12 protein-coding genes are annotated in these 14,178 nt (G+C 71.1%); 3 read left to right on the forward strand and 9 right to left on the reverse strand.

Going from position 1 to position 14,178, the window contains the following annotated elements; all coding sequences use genetic code 11:
• Positions 1-129 precede the first annotated feature (129 nt).
• From ABD292_RS36180 to ABD292_RS36195, 4 genes are all read right to left on the reverse strand, one after another.
• Complete coding sequence (locus ABD292_RS36180; protein WP_344215489.1) at positions 130-657, reverse strand: hypothetical protein; 528 nt, start codon at positions 655-657, stop codon at positions 130-132.
• Positions 658-1,048: 391 nt separating this feature from the next.
• Positions 1,049-1,882 carry a proteasome subunit alpha gene (gene prcA, locus ABD292_RS36185; RefSeq protein WP_344215888.1) on the reverse strand — a complete coding sequence of 278 codons (834 nt, stop codon included), beginning with the start codon at positions 1,880-1,882 and terminating at the stop codon, positions 1,049-1,051.
• Positions 1,883-1,904: 22 nt separating this feature from the next.
• Positions 1,905-2,753, reverse strand: coding sequence for a proteasome subunit beta (gene prcB, locus ABD292_RS36190; protein ID WP_371247025.1), 849 nt, complete (start codon positions 2,751-2,753; stop codon positions 1,905-1,907).
• A gap of 586 nt (positions 2,754-3,339) precedes the next feature.
• Complete coding sequence (locus ABD292_RS36195; RefSeq protein WP_329575500.1) at positions 3,340-3,549, reverse strand: ubiquitin-like protein Pup; 210 nt, start codon at positions 3,547-3,549, stop codon at positions 3,340-3,342.
• A gap of 169 nt (positions 3,550-3,718) precedes the next feature.
• Here ABD292_RS36195 and ABD292_RS36200 point away from each other — a divergent pair, with 169 nt between their 5' ends.
• Entirely contained in the window at positions 3,719-4,102 is a 384-nt protein-coding gene (locus tag ABD292_RS36200; RefSeq protein WP_344215892.1) for a hypothetical protein, read from the forward strand.
• A gap of 27 nt (positions 4,103-4,129) precedes the next feature.
• Here ABD292_RS36200 and dop read toward each other — a convergent pair whose 3' ends face one another.
• The 5 genes from dop to ABD292_RS36225 form a co-directional block, all read right to left on the reverse strand.
• A complete protein-coding gene (dop, locus tag ABD292_RS36205) occupies positions 4,130-5,644 on the reverse strand; it encodes a depupylase/deamidase Dop (protein ID WP_344215491.1) in 1,515 nt (504 codons plus the stop codon).
• A gap of 86 nt (positions 5,645-5,730) precedes the next feature.
• Positions 5,731-6,873 (reverse strand): acyltransferase family protein, encoded by a 1,143-nt coding sequence (locus ABD292_RS36210; RefSeq protein ID WP_344215494.1) that lies wholly within the window; start codon positions 6,871-6,873, stop codon positions 5,731-5,733.
• A 68-nt stretch (positions 6,874-6,941) separates the two neighbouring features.
• Entirely contained in the window at positions 6,942-9,326 is a 2,385-nt protein-coding gene (locus tag ABD292_RS36215; protein WP_344215496.1) for a carbamoyltransferase HypF, read from the reverse strand.
• A 170-nt stretch (positions 9,327-9,496) separates the two neighbouring features.
• Entirely contained in the window at positions 9,497-11,260 is a 1,764-nt protein-coding gene (gene arc / locus ABD292_RS36220; protein ID WP_344215499.1) for a proteasome ATPase, read from the reverse strand.
• A gap of 204 nt (positions 11,261-11,464) precedes the next feature.
• Positions 11,465-12,316, reverse strand: a complete 852-nt coding sequence (locus ABD292_RS36225) for a tRNA (adenine-N1)-methyltransferase (protein ID WP_344215501.1) — start codon at positions 12,314-12,316, stop codon at positions 11,465-11,467.
• A 55-nt stretch (positions 12,317-12,371) separates the two neighbouring features.
• Between ABD292_RS36225 and ABD292_RS36230 the strand changes: the two genes are divergently transcribed.
• Both ABD292_RS36230 and ABD292_RS36235 read left to right on the forward strand, forming a co-directional pair.
• The gene (locus tag ABD292_RS36230; protein WP_344215503.1) at positions 12,372-13,463 is read left to right on the forward strand and encodes a GNAT family N-acetyltransferase; all 1,092 of its coding nucleotides are present in this window, start codon (positions 12,372-12,374) and stop codon (positions 13,461-13,463) included.
• 151 nt (positions 13,464-13,614) lie between these two features.
• On the forward strand, positions 13,615-14,112 hold the full coding sequence (locus ABD292_RS36235; RefSeq protein ID WP_344215506.1) for a hypothetical protein: 498 nt from the start codon (positions 13,615-13,617) through the stop codon (positions 14,110-14,112).
• Positions 14,113-14,178: the final 66 nt, after the last annotated feature.

Below are 14,178 nucleotides of genomic sequence, written 5' to 3' on the forward strand. Positions count from 1 at the left end.
CTCACACTATGCCCATGGATCGGCGAGCGGGAGAGATCTTGCCGGGTGTTTTCAATGGCGGACCTGTATGGGATGTTTTGTCCCTGTTGGCAGCGCCGTGCCCGCCCCTGAATGAGCACGGCGGCGCGCTCACGGGACGTAGATCTCCTGGACCTTGACGATCTTGCCCCGGTAGACCGTGATGAGGGCCGGCTGACGCTGCTTGCCGTGCCGCTTGACCAGCACCGACGCCGGGCACCGCTTGGCGCCCAGGCCGGTCTTCCTGCTCACCGTGAGCGACCCGCCCGACTGCTTGCAGCCGTACGCCGACAGGAACTCCACGTTCTTGGCGATCGGCGAGGCGTAGGCCGTCGCGTCGCCCTCGCCCGGGCCCACGAAATAGCCCTCGGTGTGCTTGTCCCGCTTCCACTTGATCGGCTGGTACTCGGCCACGCCGCCGCTCACGTGGGTGATCCAGCCGCGCAGGATCCCGTCGTGGCGGGGGCTGATGCGCTTGGTGAAGTCGTGCTTCGGGTCGGGCTGGAAGGTGGTGCCGAAGATCTTCGGCGCCTTGTAGTGGGGGTAGGCGGCGGTCGCGGCCTGTGCGGCGCCGCCGGAGGCCACCAGCGCGGCGGCGGCCGCCCCGCCGGCGAGGAGGGTGCGCAACGAAGTGTTCACGCCCCTTGAGACCAACACCACCCGCCTCCGGTTCGCCCCCATCCTGGTGATCCAGCTCACACCGCCCCGGTCCGGCACCGCGAACAGTGGCGACGCGAACGTTCGGGGCAGCGCACACGGCAGGGGCCACACGCGGCAGGCGCCACAAACACGGCAGGGGCCACGCACACGGCAGGGGCCACGCACACGCCGGGGGCTGCGCACACGCCGGGGGCTGCGCACACGCCGGGGGCTGCGCACACGCCGGGGGCTGCGCACACGGCCTGCCGCACACCGCGCCGGGCGCGCGAACGGCGGGACCGGACACGGCCCCGAAGCGCGGATGGCGGGACCGGAAGCGCGAGCGGCGGGGCCGCGCGAGTGGCGGCCCCGCCGGGGAACGGGTGTGGGGTTACAGGGGCGAGGAGCCGTCGTCGACCGGGCCTTCGGGGCCCGTGGGCGGCGGGGTGTCGCCGGAGGAGCCGGACGACGAACCGGCGGAGCCGGTGGAGGGCGGCTCCTCCGACGACTCGGACGACGAAGGCGGCGAGGCGGGCGGCTGGGTCGTCTGGGCGAGCAGCCGCTCCAGCCGGGCCCCCGTCAGCCGCAGGAACTTGCGGTGCTCACGGTTGCGGTCGAGCACCGCCACTTCGAGCTGGCCCACCGGCGGCCGCTCCCCGCCCGGCTCGGTCAGCGCTGTCAGCGCCACTTCGAGCGCGTCGGCCAGCGACATCGACTCGCGGTAACGCTCCTTCAGCCGCCCCGCGACCGCCTCGGCCTGCCCGCCCATGGCGGCGAAGCCGTGCTCGTCGAAGACCGACCCGTCGAAGGTGAGCCGGTAGATGGCGTCGCCGTCCTTGGTCTCGCCGACCTCGGCGACCACGACCTCCACCTCAAGCGACTTGATCGACTCGGTGAAGATGCGCCCCAGGTTGGAGGCGTAGAGGTTGGCGAGGCCACGCCCGGTCACGTCGGAGCGGTCGTAGGTGTAGCCGTTGATGTCGGCGTAACGGATGCCGCCGAGCCGCAGCTCCTCGAACTCGTTGTAGCGGCCCACGGCCGCGAACCCGATGCGGTCGTAGATCTCGCTGATCTTGTGCAGCGCCCGCGACGGGTTGGGCGCGACGAACAGGATGCCGTCGACGTACTGGAGCACGACGACCGACCGGCCCCGCGCGATGCCCTTGCGCGCGTAGTCGGCCTTGTCCCGCATGATCTGCTCAGGGGACGCATATCCAAAAGGCATGGACACGGGCAGGTGGTCCTTTCTAGCGCAGCGGGGCGATGGGGCCGTCGGGCGAGATCATCCGGGCTTCGAGCATCTGGTCGACGTAGCCGGCGACCTGCTCGTCGGTGAGGCGGCGGAAGCCGTCGGCGTCGATGACGCCCACGACCGGCCAGATCTTCCTGGTCACGTCGGGGCCGCCGGTCGCCGAGTCGTCGTCGGCCGCGTCGTAGAGCGCCTGGATGAGCGTCATCGCCATGTCGTCGGCCGACGCGCCGTCGCGGTAGAGCTTCTTCAGCGACCCGCGGGCGAAGATCGAGCCGGAGCCGATCGCGTCGAACCGCTCGCGCTCGTAGGGCCCGCCCGCCACGTCGTAGCTGAAGATGCGGCCCTCGTCCTTGTCGGGGTCGTAGGCGGCGAACAGCGGCACCACCACCAGCCCCTGCATCGCCATGCCGAGATTGCCCCTGATCATGGTCGCCAGCCGGTTGGCCTTGCCCGCCACCGACATCGTGCGGCCTTCGAGCTTCTCGTAGTGCTCGAGCTCGACCCGGAACAACCGGGCGAACTCGATGCCGGTGCTCGCCGTGCCCGCGATGCCCATGCAGGAATAGTCGTCGGTCCTGAACACCTTCTGCACGTCACGCTGCGAAATCACGTTGCCCGACGTCGCCCGCCGGTCACCTGCCATGATCACCCCGCCCGCGAAAGTGGCGGCGACGATCGTGGTCGCGTGCGGAACCTGGTCGCCGATCGGGGTGGCCAGAACCTCATCCCGCCGTGGCAGCAATTCCGGCGCGTAGGAGCTGACGAACTCCGTGAACGAGGAGCTCCCATTGTTCTGGAAAAGCTGATTCACCAAGCCGACGGGCAGATCCCTGTGCGATGCCACGCGACTCCCTCCCAAACGTCACTGTCCCTAGGGCGACCCTACTGTTGTTGCGTTGCTGTCTGCACTTCCCACGATCAGCTCACGGCGAACCCTCCCCCGCCGCGGCCAACCTACCCCTGCGCGAGCCGATCATTGTCCGGATCGTTTCCTTACGGCCGGCGGCGAAGGCCGCATGATCGGATGGTGGGCAGGCGGGGGTTGCCGCAACGCTGGCGGGCGTGGCCGGGGCCGTGGCAGCACGTCCGGGGGCAGCGTGCGGCGCTGCGCGTCCGCGCGTGTGCTCGGTGCGTTCGTGGGGACTCGTGGCCGGCCTGGGAGACGCCGGCGTTCATACGGTCGCTCGCGACCTGTCAAGGCGCGGAAGGAAGGATCCGGCGCCCGCGCGACGGAAGACAGCGAGGCGCCGGCCGGGCCGGAGCGCTCGCCCGTTCGCGGCCTCACCTCATGGGGTGCCGCCCGTCCGGCCGCTCATGGGACGGGCGCCGAGGGCGACGGCGCAGGGCCCGCCCTGACGGGCGAGCGCGCGCTCGACGTCGTCCTCGGTGTTGCCGTGACTCTAGATCGTGGTGGTGCCGTGCCGGGTGTGTTACTCCCCGCCCTTCTGGACGTAGCTGCGGACGAACTCCTCGGCGTTCTCCTCGAGGACCTCGTCGATCTCGTCGAGGATCGCGTCGACGTCGTCGGTGAGCTTCTCCTGACGCTCCTGAACGTCGGGCGCCGCCGAGGCCTCGGTCTCCTCAACCTCGGTCTCGCGCCGTCCGGCCTGCTTCTGGCCGCCGGTGTCCTTGGTTGCCATGTCCTACCTCCGCTTGGGGGACTGCCTCTAGGCATATCTTCCCCGAACCGTCCGACATTTCGCGCCCAACCTTGCGCGATCTTGTATCGGTTGACTGGATAGTGTTGCTATCCAATAATGAGTCCCCTACGTACACGGAGGTTCAGATATGTCCACTATGTCCCTGACCATGGCAGGTGTGCTCCTCATCACAGTCCCGACGATCGTGTTCGGCGGTGTGTCGCTGCTGACGTTCCTCATGCGGAACGTTCCCGGCTACCGGGACAACCCGGTCCGGCGCGGCCTGTGGCGGGCGGGGCACGCGCACGCGGGCGTGCTGGTCCTGTTCGCCCTGGTGGCGATGCTGTACGTGGACCAGACCGCACTCCCCGAGGGCGTCAGGACGCTGACCCGGGTGCTCATCGTGGCGGCGCCCGTCCTGATGCCGCTGGGGTTCTTCCTGTCGGTGGCCCGCCCGGGCGACACCAGGCCGAACAAGCTCATCTGGCTCGCCGTGGCGGGCGGCGTGGGCCTGGCGGTGGGCACGCTGACGCTGGGCATCGGCCTGCTGTGAGCGGCCGGCCCCGGCGTCAGCGGACGGTCATTCGCCGCCGGTGAGGGCGGCGACCAGGTCGGCGGCCGTGTGGCAGCGGTCGAACAGCTCTCCGACGTGCGCCTTGGTGCCGCGCAGGGGCTCCAGGGTGGGGACGCGCTGCAGGGACTCGCGGCCCGGGATGTCGAAGATGACGGAGTCCCAGGAGGCGGCGGCGACGGACTCGCTGTACTGGCGCAGGCAACGACCGCGGAAGTAGGCGCGGGTGTCGCTGGGCGGGTGCTCGACGGCGCGCTGCACCTCCTCCTCGGAGACCAGGCGCTGCATGCGGCCCCGGGCGACCAGGCGGTTGTAGAGGCCGCGGTCGGGCCGGATGTCGCTGTACTGGAGGTCGACGAGCTGGAGGCGGGGGTGGGACCAGGCCAGGCCGTCGCGGCTGCGGTAGCCCTCCAGGAGTTCGAGCTTGGCGACCCAGTCGAGCTCGCGGGCGAGCTGCATGGGGTCCTCGGCCAGGCGGGTGAGCACGGACTCCCAGCGGTCGAGCACGTCCTTGTTCATCTCGTCCTGGGCGGTGCCGCGCTCCTCGACGAACTTGCGCGCCTGCTCCAGGTATTCCATCTGCAACTGGACGGCGGTGAGCTTGCGGCCGTCGCGCAGGGCGATCTCGTAGCGGCAGGTCGGGTCGTGTGAGACCGCGCGCAGGGCCTGGACGGGGTTCTCGACGGCGAGATCGCGGCTGAGGAAGCCCTCCTCGATCATGGCCAGCACGAGCGCCGTGGTGCCGAGCTTCAGATAGGTGGAGATCTCGGACATGTTGGCGTCGCCGATGATCACGTGCAGGCGCCGGTACTTCTCGGGGTCGGCGTGCGGCTCGTCGCGGGTGTTGATGATGGGCCGCTTGAGCGTGGTCTCCAGGCCGACCTCGACCTCGAAGAAGTCGGCGCGCTGGCTGATCTGGAAGCCCTCGCCGCGCGAGTCCTGGCCGATGCCGACCTTGCCCGCGCCGACGACGACCTGCCTGCTGACGAAGAACGGGGTCAGGTGGCGCACGATGTCGGCGAAGGGCGTGGCGCGGCGCATGAGGTAGTTCTCGTGGCAGCCGTAGCTGGCGCCCTTGGCGTCGGTGTTGTTCTTGTAGAGCTGGATGGGCGCGTTGGCGGGCATGGCCGAGGCACGCGTGGCGGCGTCGTACATGACCCGCTCGCCCGCCTTGTCCCAGATGACCGCGGCGCGGGGGTTGGTGCACTCGGGCGCGGAGTATTCGGGATGGGCGTGGTCGACGTAGAGCCGGGCCCCGTTGGTCAGGATGACGTTGGCCAGCCCGAGGTCCTCGTCGGTGAGCTGGGTGGGGTCGGCGACCTCTCGCGCCAGGTCGAACCCGCGCGCGTCACGCAGGGGGTTCTCCTCCTCGAAGTCCCAGCGCGCGCGGCGCGCGCGGGCCGCCGAGGCGGCGAGGTACGCGTTGACGACCTGCGAGGAGGTCACCATCGCGTTGGCGCCTGGCTGGCCGGGTACGGAGATGCCGTACTCGGTCTCGATGCCCATCACCCGACGCACCGTCATGCAACATCCTCTGTTCGTCCGGGTCTGTCTATCCGCCGTTTATATGCCCGAGCCTATGCCCTTCACAGTGCCCCAGGGCCACAAGGTTATGGCACCGACGCTTTTTCCATCTGTACGGCGGAAGCCACCGAGGCGCCCGCCCGCCCGCGGGGCTTGAGTATGCGCTGGATGGGACGTTCGGCAAAGACGTACACCAGATAGGACAGGAGCACGGCTATCAGCGTGGCGCAACAGGCGACGAGCCACGGCGGCAGATCGCCGCTGAGCACGGGGATGACGGCGACGGCCACCACGCTGTGGAACAGGTAGAGCGGGTAGGTGATGCCGCCGAGCGCGGTCAGCGTCCGCGACGGCTTGAGCCGCAGGACCCGGGTGGCGGCCAGCGCCATGAGGGCGAAGACGATCGTGATCGCGATGATCACGCTGGTGTCGGTGACCGGCATGTTCTTGAACCCGGCGGCGTCGATGCGGCGGTGCACGCGGGCCAGGGCGCTGTCGAGCGACAGGGCGTAGCCGGCGGCCACGTAGATCCACGGCAGCCAGGCGTGGCCGTGCTTGTGCACGAGGTAGAGGCCCATGCCGGCGACGAAGTAGGGGGCGTAGTCGGGCATGACGGTCTCGGTGATCACCGGGGGGACGGCGACGTCGCCGTGCTGGAGCACCTTGAGCGCGAGCGCGGCGGCCAGCCAGATCCCGCAGAAGGCGAGGACGCGCCCGTAGGTGACGCCGACGATCACGAGGATGGCCATGAGGAGGTAGAAGCGCAGCTCCGCCCAGAGCGACCAGTAGACGCCGCTGGCGTCGGTGACCTTGAACAGCCGCTGGAACATGGTCGCGTTCAGCAGGTATTCGCCGGTGGACAGCTTGGGGTCCAGGGCCTTGGCGCCGGTGAGGCCGTAGAGGGCGGCGACGGCCGCGAGGCTCAGCCAGTACGCCGGATAGAGCCGCACCAGACGGGAACGGGCGAACGCCCCTAACCCCTTCCCCCACACCGTCATGAGGATGACGAACCCGCTGATGATGAAGAACAGCTCGACGCCCAGGATGCCGAGCCCGGCCACGGGGGCCACGGCGGGGAACAGCTCGGCGGGCCGGTCGCCCCACACGCTGGCGTACGCCACGAGGTAGTGGAAGGCGACGACCGCGAGGGCGGCGAGGAACCGGAGGAGGTCGAGCTCGGCCAACCGGCCGTGCTCCCGGGCATGCTTCGGCCGGTTGGGGGTGCGCACGCCCCTTTTGACGCCACAGCGATCACTTTGGTTCCCCTGGTCCCGCTGTTCACTTCCGTCACGGAGCGTCAGCGTGATAGGCGGGCCCGATCGCGGGCCGCGGCGACGACGGCCTGGCCCAGGCTGAGCCCGCCGTCGCCGGGCGGCACCCGCCGGTGGGTGAGGACGCGGAAGCCGGCCGCGCGCAGCCGCCGCACGGTGCGCTCGGTGAGGAGCACGTTCTGGAAGACGCCGCCGGACAGGGCGACCGCCGTGAGGCCGGTGGCGTCCCTGAGCGCGGCGCAGGCGCGCGCCACGGCGTCGGCCACGCCGTTGTGGAAGCGGCCGGCGATGACCGGGGTGGGCCGCCCGGACTCCAGGTCGCGGGCGGCGGCCCGGACCAGGTCGGCGCCGTGCACGGTGAGCGGCTCCCCCGGCGTGAGGCGGGCGCGGTAGCAGCCGGTCTCCGCAGGGTCGGCGTGCTGTTCCAGCTCGTACGCGGCCTGACCGGCATAGGTGATCTGGTCCCGGACCCCGAGGAGCGCGGCGACGGCGTCGAGGAGCCGGGCGGCGCTGGAGGTGAGCGGGGAGCCGGCAGCGAGGGCGAGCGCGGCGGCCCAGCGTTCGGCGTTGCGGCGTACGACGTCCAGCTTGGGCGGGCCGTCGCCGGGGCCGAGGTAGGCGGCGGCCATGAGCCAGGGCTCGCGGACCGCGGCGTCGCCGCCCGGCATGGGGACGGGCTCCAGGCGGCCGAGCCGTTCGAAGCCGGCCAGGTCGGCCCGCAGGAACTCGCCGCCCCAGACGGTGCCGTCGGTGCCGTGGCCGGAGCCGTCGAAGGCGACGCCGATCACGGGGCCCCGCTCGCCGTTGTCGGCCAGGCAGGAGGCGATGTGGGCGTGGTGGTGCTGGACGGCGACGTGCTCGACGCCGGGGATCGCGAGGGCGTGCCGGGTGGAGCGGTGCCCGGGGTGCAGGTCGTGGGCGACGATCTCGGGGCACAGGTCGAACAGGGCGAGGAAGTGCTCGATGCCGGCCGCGTACGAGCGCCGGGCCTCGTCGTTGTCCAGGTCGCCGAAGGGCGGCGAGACGAACGCGCGCCGGTCGCGGGCCAGGCAGAAGGTGCTCTCCCGGTCGGCGCCGCAGGCCAGCACGGTACGGGGCACGAAATGGCGCAGCGGCAACGGCTCGGGCGCGTAACCGCGAGCCCGCCGCAGCACGACGACCCCGCCGGCCGTGGGCCGGACCACGCTGTCGTCGGCGCGGACGTGGATAGGCCGGTCGTGGGTGAGGAAGGCGTCGGCGACCGCGCCGAGCCGGGCCAGGGCGTCGGCGTCGTCGTACGCAATGGGCTCGTCACCGGTGCCGCCGGTGAGTACGAGGGGCTCGGCGACCTCGGCGAGCAGCAGGTGGTGCAGCGGCGTGCCGGGCAGCATGACGCCGAGACTCCGGCTCCCGGGCGCAACGGAGGGCGCCAGAGCGCGGGAGGCGTCGCGGCGGGAGGCGTCACGGCGGGGAGCGTCGCGGTGGGAGGCGTCGCGGTGGGAGGCGTCGCGGTGGGAGGCGTCGCGGTGGGAGGCGTCGCGGTGGGAGGCGTCACGGCGGGGCAGGAGCACGATCGGGCGGGCCCGGCTGGTGAGGAGCCCGGCGGCGTCCCCGTCGATCGCGCACAGCAGGCCGGCCTGCGCGAGGTCGGCGGCCAGGACGGCGTACGGCTCGTCCGCGCGCTGCTCGCGCAGGCGCAGGGCGGCGACGGCCGGCTCGCTGGAGGCGGCGACGGCGAGCTGGTAGCCGCCGAGGCCCTTGACCGCCACGATCCGGCCCGCCCGCAGGAGGGCGGCGGCGGTGGCGACGGGATCGCCCGGCAGTTCGCCGCCGCCCGGGTCGAGCAGCCGCAGCCGGGGCCCGCAGCCGGGGCAGCAGATCGGCGGGGCGTGGAAGCGGCGGCCGCCGGGGTCGTGGTACTCGGCCACGCAGTCCGGGCACATCGCGAAACCCGCCATGGTGGTCAGCGGCCGGTCGTAGGGGACGGCGCGCACGACGGTGAAGCGCGGCCCGCAGCCGGCGCAGGAGACGAACGGGTGCCGGTGGCGGCGATCGGCGGGATCGGCGAGCTCGCGCAGGCAGTCGTCACAGGTGGCGAGGTCGGCGGGGACCGCGGCGCGGCGCGGGCCCGCGGGGTCGGCGGCGGCGACGGCGAACCCGCGGCGGCCGGTGGGCTCGGCGCGGACGACGGTGACCCGTTCGATCTCCGACAGGTCGGGGGCGTCGCGTTCGAGCGCGGTGAGGAACTCCGCGACGCGGGGGCGGGCGCCCTCGATCTCGATGTGCACGCCGTCGACGTCGTCGCGCACCTGGCCGGCCAGGCCGAGCCGCCGGGCGAGCGCGTGCACGAAGGGCCGGAAGCCGACGCCCCGCAGGACGCCCTCGACGTGCACCTCGACGCGCTTGAGCCCCACCTGATCGGAAGTGGTCACATCGCCAAGTGTGCGCCCCGGAGGCGGGCCGGCGCATGCCTATCGCGTCGTGTCGCGCCCGGCGTCGGGCGGAGGGCGGCGGGCACCGGGAAACGAAAGCGGGAGGGCCCGGAGGCCCTCCCGCTTGTCGTCGTGCCGGCGTCAGGCGCCGTGGCCCTCTCGGGAAGGGGTCACAGGTACTGGCCGGTGTTGGCGACGGTGTCGATCGAGCGGCCGGCCTCGCTGCCCTGCTTGCCGGAGACCAGCGTGCGGATGTAGACGATCCGCTCGCCCTTCTTGCCGGAGATGCGAGCCCAGTCGTCGGGGTTGGTGGTGTTGGGCAGGTCCTCGTTCTCGGAGAACTCGTCCACGCAGGCCGTGAGCAGGTGCTGCACCCGCAGGCCCTTCTGGCCGGTCTCGAGGAACTGCTTGATGGCCATCTTCTTGCCCCGGTCGACGATGTTCTGGATCATCGCGCCGGAGTTGAAGTCCTTGAAGTAGAGGACTTCCTTGTCGCCGTTGGCGTAGGTCACCTCGAGGAAGCGGTTTTCCTCGCTCTCGGTGTACATGCGCTCGACGACGCTCTGGATCATGCCCTGGATGGTGCCCTGCCGCGAGTCGCCGTGCTCGGCCAGGTCGTCCGGGTGCAGAGGGAGGTCGGGACGCAGGTACTTCGAGAAGATGTCCTTCGCCGCCTCGGCGTCCGGCCGCTCGATCTTGATCTTCACGTCCAGGCGGCCGGGCCGCAGGATCGCGGGGTCGATCATGTCCTCGCGGTTGGAGGCGCCGATGACGATGACGTTCTCCAGGCCCTCGACGCCGTCGATCTCCGACAGCAGCTGAGGGACGATGGTGTTCTCGACGTCGGACGAGACGCCGGAGCCGCGGGTGCGGAAGATCGAGTCCATCTCGTCGAAGAACACGATCACCGGCGTGCCCTCGGAGGCCTTCTCACGAGCCCGCTGGAAGACCAGGCGGATGTGCCGCTCGGTCTCGCCGACGTACTTGTTGAGCAGCTCCGGGCCCTTGATGTTGAGGAAGAAGCTCTTGCCGGACTGGCCGGTCTTCTCCGCGACCTGCTTGGCCAGGGAGTTGGCGACGGCCTTGGCGATGAGCGTCTTGCCGCAGCCGGGCGGGCCGTACAGCAGCACGCCCTTCGGCGGCCGCAGCATGTGCTCGCGGAACAGGTCGGCGTGCAGGTAGGGCAGCTCGATGGCGTCCCTGATCTGCTCGATCTGCCGTCCGAGGCCGCCGATCTCCTCGTAGGAGATGTCGGGGACCTCTTCGAGCACGAGCTCTTCGACTTCGGACTTGGGTATGCGCTCGTAGACGTAGCCCGAGCGGGGCTCCAGCAGGAGCGAGTCGCCGGCCCTGACGGGCTGGCCCTGCAGCGAGTCGGCCAGCCGCACGACGCGCTCTTCGTCGGCGTGCGAGATGACCAGGGCCCGCTTGCCCTCGTCGAGCAGTTCTTTGAGCATCACGATCTCGCCGACCTCTTCGTAGCCGAGCGCCTCGACCACGTTGAGCGCTTCGTTGAGCATGACCTCCTGGCCACGCCGCAGCGAATCGACGTCGACGGCGGGGCTGACGTTCACCCGCAGCTTGCGGCCGCCGGTGAACACCTCGATCGTGCCGTCTTCTCTGGCCTCCAGGAAGGTGCCGAAACCGGACGGCGGCTGCGCCAGCCGGTCGACCTCCTCCTTGAGAGCGACGATCTGGTCCCTGGCCTCCTTGAGTGTGGCCACAAGGCGTTCGTTCTGGCCGGTCACGGCCGCGAGGTTCGCCTGTGCCTCATGGAGACGCTCTTCGAGGACTCTGGCCTGACGGGGTGACTCGGCCAGCTTCCGCCTCAGCGCGGTGATCTCCTCCTGCAGGAAGGAGACCTGTGTTGAAAGATCAGCGACCTCCCGTTCGCGCTGCGCGGCTCGAGCCTCAGCATCATCGCGAGCTGCCACGCCCCGTCACCTCCTTCCCAGTCGAGGGCGACTACTAAGGACCTTACCTATCTCGGGCCCCTCCGTAACCTGGCCGGGCAGTGTTCGTAGAGTGACATTCAGTGTTCGGCGATTAATCCTCAATAGTGCGTTTAATACTCCCAGCACAGGAACACGACGATCTGTTCCCGTGTCACTCACCAACGCACCCTCGTGGCCAAATTGTCATAGTTCTTCGGTCGTCCCCTTCGGTCGGCGGCGTCTCGGCGGGGGTGTCACTCCGTCCGCCATGCGGCGGGCGGAGACGAGGAACCCCGTGTGGCCGATCATCCGATGATCCGGCCTCACCGCGAGTCCTTCGACATGCCAGTCGCGAACCAGGGTCTCCCACGCATGCGGCTCGGTGAAACACCCGTGATCGCGAATGACCTCGACGGTCTTCGACAGCTGGGTGGTCGTGGCCACGTAACAGCAGATCACGCCGCCCGGCGTGAGGGCCTTGGCGGCGGCGTCGACGCACTCCCACGGCGCGAGCATGTCGAGGATCACCCGGTCGACGTCGGCCTCGTCGATGGAGTCGTTGAGGTCGCCGACCACCAGCCGCCAGGTGTCGTCCATGGGGCCGCCGTAGAAGTTCTCGACGTTCTTGCGCGCCACGTCGGCGAAGTCCTGGCGGCGCTCGTAGCTCGTCACGTGGCCCTCGGGGCCGACGGCGCGCAGCAGGAAGCAGGTGAGCGCGCCGGAGCCGACCCCCGCCTCGATCACGCGGGCGCCGGGGAAGACGTCGGCCATGCCGACGATCATCGAGGCGTCCTTGGGGTAGATGACGGCCGCGCCGCGCGGCATGGCGAGCGTGTAGTCCTGGAGGAGGTGGCGGAAGGCGAGGTATTGGGTGCCGCCGGACGAGCGCACCACGGAGCCCTCGGGCTGCCCGATCAGGTCGCTGTGCGGGATGGCGCCCTTGTGGGTGTGGAAGACGCCGTCCTCTTTGAGCGTGATCGTGTGGCGCTTGTTCTTGGGGTCGGTGAGCTGCACCTGATCCCCCGGGCGGAACGGCCCATGCCTGCGGAAACCCATGGCGGCAAGGTTATAGGGCTTTCGGGCGGCTCCGGACGCACGATAAGTATGGGGGATGCTCGCGCGCCACGTGATCTCCGCCGGTCCCCTCGTCCTGCGGGCCCCCTCAGACTCCGACGCCGAGGCGATCATGCGGGCGTGCGACGACCCTGTGACGGCCCGCTTCCTGCCGCTGCTGCCCTCCCCGTACCGGCTGTCGGACGCGCGCGCGTACGTCGAGCAGGCCCGCGCCAAGTGGGAGGCCGGCGGCGCCGAGTTCGCCATCACCCAGGACGGCCGCTACGCCGGCTCGATCGGCGTCCGGCCGCCCGACCGCTGGCGGGTCACCGAGCTCGGCTACCTCGTCGCGCCGTGGGCCCGCGGCAAGGGCGTGGCCTCGACGGCCGCGCGGGCGGTCGCCGACTGGCTGTTCGACCAGGGCGTACGCCGGGTCGAGCTGGAGGCCGAGGTGGAGAATGTCGCCAGCCTGCGGGTGGCGTACAAGGCGGGCTTCCGCGAGGAGGGGCACCGGCGCGAGGCCAAGCTGCTGCGCGACGGCCGCCCCGCCGACCTGATCACCTTCGGGCGACTGCCGGGCGAGGCGGCGCCGCCGGTGGAGCCGTACCTGCCGTTCTTCGACGGCGGGGAGCTGTCCGACGGCGTGGTGCGGCTGACGCCGATGACCCCGGCGGACGCGGCCGACTTCCACCGGATGCTGGCCGATCCGGTCGTGGCCGCGTACAAGGTGGGGCCGCCCAGCACCCTCCAGGACGACGAGCGGCGCTGCCGCTACACCGGCTACTGGTGGGTGTCGGGGCAGCGGATCGAGCTGGCCGTGCGCGACGCCGGGTCCGGGGCGTTCGCCGGGCACGTGCAGCTCACCCAGGTGACGCCGGCGCTCGGGCAGGCGATGGTCGGCTACTCGCTGATGCCGGGCTTCCGCGGCAAGGGGTTCATGACGCGGGCGGTGCGGCTGCTGGTGGACTGGGCGTTCGCCCGTACGGCGCTGCACCGGGTCGTGGCCGGCACCGAGGCGGGCAACGTCGCCTCGCACCGGGTGCTGGAGCGGGCCGGGTTCAGCCGGGAGGGCGTGCACAGGGAGATGTTCCCGAAGGGCGGCGGGCGGCGCGTGGACGACCTCGCCTGGGCCCGCGTCCGCTCCTCCTGACGGCTGACGGCCCCGGACGGGGAGAAATCCCGATTTCCTGTTGAGGGCTAGTCAAGGGCCACGTCGGGGGCGATAGTCGGGGCAGTCGCTTTCGAGGGTCGCGTGGTCGGCTCGCGCGATCTCGCCTCCGACCGGCCGAGGGATCGCCGCGATGCCATACAACCGTGTCGACGTCTCCATGCGCGAGCTCATCTCCGCCTGTTCAGGGCTGGAGGCCGCGGACCTGGTGGACCGGCTGGCGCGGGCCGCCGCCGCGGTCGCGAACACCTCGTACGCGGGTTTCGTCCGCGCGGATCCGCTGCGCGAGGAGGCCCGGTCGATGTACGCGCACACCCCGCCCGGCGACCCGCTGCGGGTGCGCTGCTGGCTCGCGGAGTCGGGGGTGCTGAAGGAGCTGGCGTCGGCCGTGGAGCCGGTGCGGCTGGCGTGCGACCCCAGCGTGGGCGAGCCTGGCTTCCTCGCGACGCCGGTGCCCGCGGTGTCGTGCGACCACCTGTTCGTGTGGGTCGCTGGGCGGGCCTTCTGCGACGCCGACGAGCACCTGCTGAGCAGGTACGCGATCGCGGCCGGGCGGGCGCTGGAGGCGGCCAGCGGCCTGGAGGCGGCGGTGCGGCTCCTGCGGGGCGTACGGGCGTTCCGCCCGGTCTGAAGGGCCACGGAGAACGCCGGACGGCAGGCCCTGGACGACGCCCGATGGCAAGCCTTGGACGACGCC

Source organism: Nonomuraea bangladeshensis (genome assembly GCF_039529455.1).
GTDB classification, from domain to species: Bacteria; Actinomycetota; Actinomycetes; order Streptosporangiales; family Streptosporangiaceae; genus Nonomuraea; species Nonomuraea bangladeshensis.

Bases quoted from the DNA above. Each gene is read 5' to 3' on its own strand.
- prcA (WP_344215888.1), bottom strand. From the start codon at position 1,882: ATGCCTTTTGGATATGCGTCCCCTGAGCAGATCATGCGGGACAAGGCC.
- ABD292_RS36195 (WP_329575500.1), bottom strand. From the start codon at position 3,549: ATGGCAACCAAGGACACCGGCGGCCAGAAGCAGGCCGGACGGCGCGAG.
- ABD292_RS36200 (WP_344215892.1), top strand. From the start codon at position 3,719: ATGGCAGGTGTGCTCCTCATCACAGTCCCGACGATCGTGTTCGGCGGT.
- dop (WP_344215491.1), bottom strand. From the start codon at position 5,644: ATGACGGTGCGTCGGGTGATGGGCATCGAGACCGAGTACGGCATCTCC.
- ABD292_RS36225 (WP_344215501.1), bottom strand. From the start codon at position 12,316: ATGGGTTTCCGCAGGCATGGGCCGTTCCGCCCGGGGGATCAGGTGCAG.
- ABD292_RS36230 (WP_344215503.1), top strand. From the start codon at position 12,372: ATGCTCGCGCGCCACGTGATCTCCGCCGGTCCCCTCGTCCTGCGGGCC.
- ABD292_RS36235 (WP_344215506.1), top strand. From the start codon at position 13,615: ATGCCATACAACCGTGTCGACGTCTCCATGCGCGAGCTCATCTCCGCC.